This window comes from Kutzneria sp. 744, from assembly GCF_000568255.1.
Lineage (GTDB): Bacteria > Actinomycetota > Actinomycetes > Mycobacteriales > Pseudonocardiaceae > Kutzneria.
Map to the genome: position 1 here is coordinate 605680 of NZ_KK037166.1, position 7202 is coordinate 612881.

Consider the following 7202-nt stretch of genomic DNA (forward strand, 5'->3'; position numbering starts at 1 on the left):
ATCGTCAATCGCTGTCGCCCGAGGGCACGACGACGACCGGGCAGGTGGCGTGCCGCACGCATTCCCGGCTGACCGAGCCGAGCAGCAGCTCCCCGACCGGGCCACGCCGGTGGCTGCCCAGCACGAGCATGTCCGCGCCCTCGCTGACCTCGTGCAGCACCCGCGCGGCGTCGCCCTGCACGCTGGAGTAGCTGATGTCGTCCGAACGCGGCCGTCCGGTGACGACGGCGACCTCGCGCTCCAGCAGCGCGGTCGAGTCCTCCTTGATCTGCTGACCGGGCAGCAGATCCGTCATCGGGTCGAAGCGCCACGCGTGCACCACGTGCACCGACGTGTGCCGAACCTCGCCCTCGCGCACGGCCCATGCCAGCGCCTTCTGCGACACCTCGGTGCCGTCCACTCCCACAACGATCATGGCTTCCTCACTTGTCCGGACCGGCGGCGCCGACGCCACCGGTTGAGTTCGTCCACGCCCCACACGACAACCGGGAAGGGCAGCATCATCAGCAGCACCCACGGCGGCAGGGCCGCCGTGCCGAACACCTCTTGCAGCGGCGGGACGTACACCAGCGCCGCGGTGAATGCGAGCTCGAAGGCGATGCCGGCCAACAGAAGCCGGTTGGTGGTCAGGCCGATCGCCCGCAGTGACGCCCATTCGGTGCGGGCGGCGAAGGCGGTGCCCAGCTGGCAGGCGACGATGCCGACGAAGGTCGCGGTCGTCGCCTGCATGTACACCTGGTGCAGCGGCGAACCGACGCCGACATGGTCGCCGGGATGCCAGCCGCCGGCCAGCAGCACGGCGAAGAACGCCAGCAGCGCCAGCACCGCCGACACCGAGCCCATCACGCCCCACGCCCGCCACAGCAGCCGCTTGGTGATGACGCCTTCGCCGCGCCCGCGCGGATTCCGCGTCATCAGGCCGGGTTCGGCCGGCTCGCGGCCCAGCGCCAGCGCGGGCAGCGTCTCCGTGCCGAGGTCGATCGCGAGGATCTGCAACACCGTCAGGGGCAACGGGATCGCACCACCGGCGAGCGCGAACACCAGGAACGGCACGACTTCCGGGATGGCGTGGGCGAAGATGTAGAGGATGAACTTGCGCACGTTGTCGAACACGCGCCGGCCTTCCTCGATGCCGGCGGCGATGGTGGCGAAGTTGTCGTCGGTGAGCACCAGGGTCGCGGCCTCGCGGGCCACGTCGGTGCCGGCGGCGCCCATCGCCACGCCGATGTCCGCGCGGCGCAGAGCCGGCGCGTCGTTCACGCCGTCGCCGGTCATCGCCACGATCTCGCCCTGGTGCCGCAACGCGTCCGCGATGCGCAGCTTGGTCTCCGGGGTGGAGCGGGCGAACACGATCTCGCCCTCGCCGGCCAGCAGGCGGTCCAACTCGTCCTCGGGCATCCGGTCGACCACCGCGCCTTCGACCACGCGATCGGCGTCGATGCCGACCTGGCGGGCGATCTCGGCGGCGGTGTGGCCGTTGTCGCCGGTGACGACGTGCACCTTGATGCCGGCGGTGTGCACGGCCTCCACCGCGGCGGCCACTTCCGGCCGCGGCGGGTCGAGCAGCCCGACCACGCCGATCGCCGTGAGTCCCGACTCCGCGTCCTGCGGCGCGGGCATGGTCTTGCCGCACAACGGCTTCGTGGCCACTGCCAGCACGCGCAGGCCGCGGCCCTCCAGCTCCTCGGCGTCCCGGCGCAGCGCGGAGACGTCGCCGACACACCGGGCCAGCACCGCCTCCGGCGCGCCCTTCACGTGGATGCCGTTGGCATCCACCGTGGACATCATCTTCCGTCTGGGATCGAACCGGTTGAGCCCCAACCGTTCTCGGTCCCGCACATCGAATCCGGTCGTGACGCCCGCTTCCCGGGCGTAGCGCACCAGCGCCACTTCGGTGGGATCGCCGGTCGTGTCGTCCGCCGTGCTACACCTCAGCAACGCCTCGGCCAGCGCCGGCGACGCGGGACGCGCCTCGACGACGTGCATGGAGTTGGCCGTCAGGGTGCCGGTCTTGTCGGTGCAGATGACCGTTGTCGACCCGAGCGTCTCCACTGCGGACAGCCGCTTGACCACCGCTCCGCGGCGCGCCATCGACCGCACGCCCACGGCCAGCGCCAACGTGATCGTCGGCAGCAGGCCCTCCGGCACGTTGGCCACCAGCAACCCGATCGCGAACAACAGCGCCGCCGCCAACGACAAGCCGGCAGCCAGCCCCAGCGGCAGGAACGCCACGCCGACACCGACGGCGACGATGGCGATCAGCCACGCCACCCGGCGCACTTGGCGTTCCAACGGGCTCTGGTCGACCCGCACGCTCTGCGACAACGCCGCGATGCGCCCGATTTCGGTGTGCGCACCGGTGCCGACCGCCACGGCCTTGGCCGAGCCCTCAGTGCACACGGTCCCGCTGAACACCCGCACCGGCGAGTCCAGCGGATGCTCGGTGTCGTCCTCCAAGGACGCGTCCCGCACCACCGGCGCCGACTCGCCGGTCAGCGCCGAGTTGTCCACCTCCACCACGCCTTCGACCAGCTGCGCATCGGCCGAGACCCGGTCGCCCTCCTCGATCAACAGCACGTCGTCGGGCACCAGGTCGACGGCCAGCACCTGCTGGCGGTGCCCGTCGCGCAGTACCCAGGCGTGCTGCGGCAGATACCGTCCGAGCGCCTCGACAGCGTGTTCGGCCTGCTGCTCCTGCACGAACGCCAGCAGCGCGTTCAGGACGATCACGACCAGGATGGCGATGGCCAGTTCCGTCGAGCCCGACACCGCCGACAGGGCCGCCGCCATCCACAGCAGCAACGCCAGCGGATGCGTGAACTGCTTGACCAGCTCGCGCCACCACCGGCGGGTCGACCGCTGCGGCAACGCGTTCGGGCCGTACTGCTGCAGGCGGCGCTGTGCCTCCCGGGTGGACAGTCCAGCCGGGGTCGAACTCACCGTCACGGTCATGCTTTCGAGGCTCGCGCCGGCGGCTTCGCGGCAACCAGGGCCACAGGTCCCCTGGGGACCGGGCGCGATGGCACTGTCCCGCAGGGCCGCGCGTGCGGTGTGCTGGGGCCATGCCGAGTTGGAGGCCAGCGATGAGTTACCCCACTGTGCGATCGGTGATGACCACCCCGGTCATCGCCGTGACGCCCGAGACCCCGTTCAAGGAGATCGTCTCCACGCTGGCCGAGTACCGGATCAGCGCGGTGCCGGTGATCGACGGCGCCGGCCGGGTCACCGGCGTGGTGTCCGAGGCCGACCTGATCCGCAAGGAGGAGATGCGCGGCGGGCTCTCCCAGCTGCTGACCACCACCCGCCCCGTGCGCAGCCGCAAGGCCCACGCCGGCACGGCCGCCCGGCTGATGACCTCGCCCGTGATCACCATCGGCGCCGACGCCACCGTCGAGGACGCCGCCAGCAAGCTCGGCCGGGCCGACGTCCGCCGGCTGTTCGTCGTCGAGGGCGACGGGCGGCTGGCCGGCGTGCTGTCCCGGGCCGATGTGCTGCGCCTGTTCCTGGTCTCCGACGAGGTCATCCGCGACCGTGTGCTCAGGGCCGTGCCCGAGGGCGTCACCGCCACCGTCGCCGAGGGCGTCGTCACGCTCGGCGGACGCGTCGCCCGGCGCAGCCAGGCCATCGCCGCCATCCGCATCGCCTGGGCGCTGCCCGGTGTCGTCGGCGTCGCCGGCGCCGTCGAGCACGAGGCCGACGATGTGGATCCGGGTGTCGCGTGACCAGCGGGCAGGAACGTGGAAGGCTCTACTCGGAGGTGGCGGCATGACCATCGGCGTGTTCCTCGTGGACGACCACGAGATCGTTCGGCGCGGTATTTCCGACCTGCTCGAAGGCGAGACGGACCTCAAGGTCATCGGCGAGGCCGGCACCGTCGCCGAGGCCCTCGTCCGCGTGCCCGCCGCACAGCCCCAGGTGGCCGTGCTGGACGTCCGGCTCCCTGACGGCAACGGCGTCGAGCTCTGCCGCGAGCTCCGCTCCTCCATGCCGTCGTTGCAGTGCCTCATGCTCACGTCGTTCTCCGACAGACGACGCCCTGTTCGACGCCATCATGGCCGGCGCCGCCGGCTTCCTGCTCAAGCAGGTCCTCGGCAGCGACCTCGTCAACGCCATCCGCACCGTCGCCGCCGGCCAGTCCCTGCTCGACACCCACACCACGTCTGCCCTGCTCGCCCGCCTGCGCCGCGACCAGGAGCAGCGCACCGACCCCCTGGCCGTCCTCTCCGACCAGGAGCGCGTCGTCCTCGAACACATCGGCGAGGGCCTCACCAACCGCCAGATCGCCGAACGGATGTTCCTGGCCGAGAAGACCGTCAAGAACTACGTCTCCCACCTGCTGGCCAAGCTCGGCATGCAGCGCCGCACCCAGGCCGCCGTGCTGGCGACCGAGCTGAAGGACAAGCGGGGTTCCTGACCCACCCTGCCTCGCCACTCACAAGAGGGATCACTGCGTGACCATCGAAAAGTGGCAAACCGACGAGCAGGTCGCCGTCTACGTGCCAGGACAATTCGCCTCGACACCAGGCATGGAATTCGTAGAGAAAAAGCAGGTGACAGCCGGTAAATCCGGAGCCACCTGGGAGATCGACAACAAAGCCGTCCTGGAGGGCGAAAAAGGTCAAACACTCGCCGGCGTATCGGCCACCGCCACCTCACCGCAACTGTAGAGGTGCAGGTCATCCGCCACTCGGCAGAATGATCTCCGGCAGCGCCAACCCTGTCCCCTAACTGGTCGGCCGGATGGGCACCGTCCAGGTGTAGCGGGTGCCGGTGTCGGGGCCGGGGGTGACGGTGAGGGTGCCGCCGAAGGTGGAGGCCCGGTTCTCGATGTTGGCCAGGCCGCTGCGGGCCACGGTGGCCGGGACGCCGACGCCGTCGTCGAGGACGTCGACTATGAGGTCGTGGGCGGCTTCGATGGTGACGACGATGTGCTTGGCGCGGGCGTGACGGAGGGCGTTGGACAGGCCCTCGCGGAGGGCGGCCTCAGCGTGGGGGGCGACGTCGGGCGGGACGAGGGTGTCGACGGCGCCGGACATGCGCACGGACGGGGAGACGTCGGTGCCGTTGGTGAGCTCGGAGACGACGTCCAGGAGGGTACGGCGCAGGCTGGAGACCTCGTCGGCGGTGTGGAGGTCGAAGATGGAGGTGCGGATCTCCATGACGGTCTGGTCGAGCTGGCCGACGGAGTTCTGGACCCGTTTGCGCGCCTCGGGGTCGACGATCATGCGGAGGGTGCCCTGCAGGCTCAGACCGGTGGCGAACAGCCGCTGGATGACGTGGTCGTGCAGGTCGCGGGCGATCCGCTCGCGGTCGGCCAGCAGGTCGAGCATGCCCTTGGTGCGCTGCTTCTCGGCCAGCTCCAGCGCCAGCGCGGCCTGGTCGGCGAAGGAGGTGACGAGGGGGACGTCGTCGGGCCGGTAGTCGACGCCGTCCTTGTCCCGGGCGGTGACCAGCGCGCCGGTGCTGCCGTCGGAGGTGCGGAACTCGACGACGAGGCCTGGACCGAGGACGTTCCCGGGGAGGCGGCCGTCGAGCTCCTGCGCGAGGTCGGTGATGAGCCGTGGGGCGTTGTCCAGCAGCCGACGGCCGTCGGGCAGCGTGGTGCCTTCCAGCTGTTCCGCGCAGGCGCCGACGACGCCGCGAACTGTCAGGGTGTCGTCGCCGTTGGCGAGCAGCACCATCGCACACGTGGAATCGGTCAATTCCATGGCCCGCAACACAACCAGGCTTAGAGCATCGTCCACAGTGGCCCCGCCGAGCAGCTCGGCACGGATCTCGGAGGTCGCCTCCAACCACCGCTGCCGCTGCTGGGACCGTTCGAACAGGCGGGCGTTCTCGATCGCGACGCCGGCGGCCGCGGCCAGGGCCCGCAGCACGACCTCGTCGTCGGCGGTGAACTCGCCACCGCCACGCTTCTCGGTCATGTAGAGGTTGCCGAACACCTCGTCACGCACGAGGACGGGCGCGCCGAGGAAGCTGTGCATCGGGGGGTGGTTGGGCGGGAAGCCCACCGACGCCGGGTGCGAGGCCAGGTCGGCCAGGCGGATCGGCTTGGGGTCGTGGATGAGCAGACCGAGCAGGCCCCGTCCCTCCGGCAGGTGTCCCATGATCTTGCGCTGCTCGGCGTCGATGCCCAGGTAGACGAACTCGGACAGGCCGTCGCCGGTGTTGGCCAGCACACCGAGCGCCCCGTAGCGGGCCTCGACGAGGTCGGCCGCGGCCTGCACGATCCGGTTCAGCGTGGAGTCCAGCTCGATGCCGGAGCCGACGGCGAGCACGGCGTCCAGCAGGCTCTGCACGCGGTCGCGGGTGTTGACGATCTCGGCGAGCCGCTCCTGGACCTCGGCCAGCAGTTCGTCCAGCCGCAGGCTGCCCAGCATCCGCGGACTGTCGGGCTCTGACATCGCGATGCTCCCGTTGATCTCCGTCGACAACCGGAAGCCTGCCACGCCGCCGGGTCACGTCCAAGGGGCCCGGCCGTTTCGTGGTCGAGGGCCCTGGTCCGGCATGACTTTGGGCCGTGTCTGCGCAAGGGCGCCGACGCGCACCGTTGAGCCATGACCAGTCCAGTTCCCGCCAGCCTCGGGCTCAGCCCGGACGAGGTGGCCGCCGTGCTCGGCGCGGCGACGATGGCGCCTTCGGTGCACAACAGCCAGCCGTGGCGGTTCCGGGTGCTGCCCGACCGGATCGAGCTGCACGCCGACCTGGCGCGCCGGCTGCCGGCCACCGACCCGGACGACAAGGAGCTGCGGCTGTCGTGCGGAGCGGCCTTGGCCAACCTCCGCATCGCGTTGGAGGCGCTGGGTATTCGCCCGCTCGTGACGCTGCTGCCCCATGGCACGAAGACGCTCGCCGTCGTCCGCCGCGGCGGCCATGTCACGCCCAGCGACCACATCATGGACCTGCGCCGCGCGATCCCGGCGCGGCACACCAACCGCAAGCCGTTCCTGACCGACCGCGTGACGCCGGTTCAGCTGAACCAGCTCGTGCACGCCGCGCAGGCCGAGCGCTCGTGGCTGCACCCGATCACCGAACCCACCCAGCGGGCCCGCCTGCACGCACTGGTCACCCGCGCCCACCAGGTCCAGCTGGCCGACGTGGCGTTTCGCGCCGAGCTGGAGCACTGGACCGGGCACCAGGGCAAGCACCACGACGGTGTGCCGGCCCGCTCGGCCGGCCCGGCGAACGAGCCGCAGGACCGG

Annotated in this window: 6 protein-coding genes and 1 pseudogene; 4 read left to right on the forward strand and 3 right to left on the reverse strand. The window is 71.0% G+C overall.

Features of this window, described 5'->3' with window-relative positions:
- Positions 1 to 4: 4 nt before the first annotated feature.
- Both KUTG_RS02745 and KUTG_RS02750 read right to left on the reverse strand, forming a co-directional pair.
- Positions 5 to 415 carry a universal stress protein gene (locus tag KUTG_RS02745; protein WP_043728054.1) on the reverse strand — a complete coding sequence of 137 codons (411 nt, stop codon included), beginning with the start codon at positions 413 to 415 and terminating at the stop codon, positions 5 to 7.
- Positions 412 to 2952 (reverse strand): cation-translocating P-type ATPase, encoded by a 2541-nt coding sequence (locus KUTG_RS02750; RefSeq protein ID WP_084578814.1) that lies wholly within the window; start codon positions 2950 to 2952, stop codon positions 412 to 414. Before KUTG_RS02750 ends, KUTG_RS02745 begins: the two co-directional genes overlap by 4 nt.
- 131 nt (positions 2953 to 3083) lie before the next feature.
- Between KUTG_RS02750 and KUTG_RS02755 the strand changes: the two genes are divergently transcribed.
- From KUTG_RS02755 to KUTG_RS57905, 3 genes and pseudogenes are all read left to right on the forward strand, one after another.
- On the forward strand, positions 3084 to 3722 hold the full coding sequence (locus tag KUTG_RS02755; protein ID WP_043714668.1) for a CBS domain-containing protein: 639 nt from the start codon (positions 3084 to 3086) through the stop codon (positions 3720 to 3722).
- 43 nt (positions 3723 to 3765) lie between these two features.
- A pseudogene (locus KUTG_RS02760) lies at positions 3766 to 4414 on the forward strand (response regulator).
- A 37-nt stretch (positions 4415 to 4451) separates the two neighbouring features.
- Positions 4452 to 4667, forward strand: coding sequence for a hypothetical protein (locus KUTG_RS57905; protein WP_157494275.1), 216 nt, complete (start codon positions 4452 to 4454; stop codon positions 4665 to 4667).
- Between the two features lie 57 nt (positions 4668 to 4724).
- On the opposite strand, the gene KUTG_RS02765 is transcribed toward KUTG_RS57905, so the two are convergent.
- Positions 4725 to 6404: a GAF domain-containing sensor histidine kinase gene (locus KUTG_RS02765; protein WP_043728057.1), complete on the reverse strand. Its 1680-nt coding sequence runs from the start codon at positions 6402 to 6404 to the stop codon at positions 4725 to 4727.
- A 153-nt stretch (positions 6405 to 6557) separates the two neighbouring features.
- Between KUTG_RS02765 and KUTG_RS02770 the strand changes: the two genes are divergently transcribed.
- A partial coding sequence (locus tag KUTG_RS02770) for an Acg family FMN-binding oxidoreductase (RefSeq protein WP_043714670.1) occupies positions 6558 to 7202 on the forward strand: 645 nt, incomplete at its 3' end.

Coding starts and splice junctions, on each gene's coding strand:
- KUTG_RS02745 (WP_043728054.1), bottom strand. CDS start 415: ATGATCGTTGTGGGAGTGGACGGCACCGAGGTGTCGCAGAAGGCGCTG.
- KUTG_RS02750 (WP_084578814.1), bottom strand. CDS start 2,952: ATGACCGTGACGGTGAGTTCGACCCCGGCTGGACTGTCCACCCGGGAG.
- KUTG_RS02755 (WP_043714668.1), top strand. CDS start 3,084: ATGAGTTACCCCACTGTGCGATCGGTGATGACCACCCCGGTCATCGCC.
- KUTG_RS02765 (WP_043728057.1), bottom strand. CDS start 6,404: ATGTCAGAGCCCGACAGTCCGCGGATGCTGGGCAGCCTGCGGCTGGAC.